The sequence below is a fragment of the Curtobacterium sp. MMLR14_010 genome (assembly GCF_001865015.1).
Classification (GTDB): domain Bacteria; phylum Actinomycetota; class Actinomycetes; order Actinomycetales; family Microbacteriaceae; genus Curtobacterium.
Genome location: NZ_MJGV01000033.1, coordinates 1 through 404, shown reverse-complemented (window position 1 = coordinate 404; position 404 = coordinate 1). Strand labels below are relative to the sequence as shown.

General features: G+C 67.1%; 1 protein-coding gene. It reads right to left on the bottom strand.

What is annotated here, in order from left to right; all coding sequences use genetic code 11:
- Positions 1-113: 113 nt before the first annotated feature.
- Positions 114-404, bottom strand: a 291-nt coding sequence (locus BIU98_RS07690) for a sortase (RefSeq protein WP_139200621.1), incomplete at its 5' end; no start/stop codon positions are given.

Here is a 404-nt window from a genome sequence, read left to right as displayed (position 1 = left end):
GAAGGGGAACACCCAGGTGAACAGCGCGAAGACGATGACGGCGAGGAGCAGGAGCAGCTCGATGACCTTGAGGGCGGTGGGACCGGGCAGGACCCGCCAGACGAACGGGAAGATCACTTGGCGGTCTCCGAGAGTTCCTTGGGGGTGCCCTCCGACGCGGGCAGCCAGTAGTCGAGCTTGGCGTGGGTGACGAAGCGCTCGCGGGCGGACCACATCGGGTGGCATGCCGTCAGGGTGAGCCAGCGGTCCTCGGCGCTGGGTTCGACGCCGGGCTTGTTCGGCACGGGGGCGATGGTCTCGACGTGGTCGGGTGTGACGATCTGGCTGTCGGTGACCTTGTAGACGTACCAGGTGTCGAAGTTGGTGGCCTTGTCGGTGACGCGCACCACGATGGGGTCGCCGGG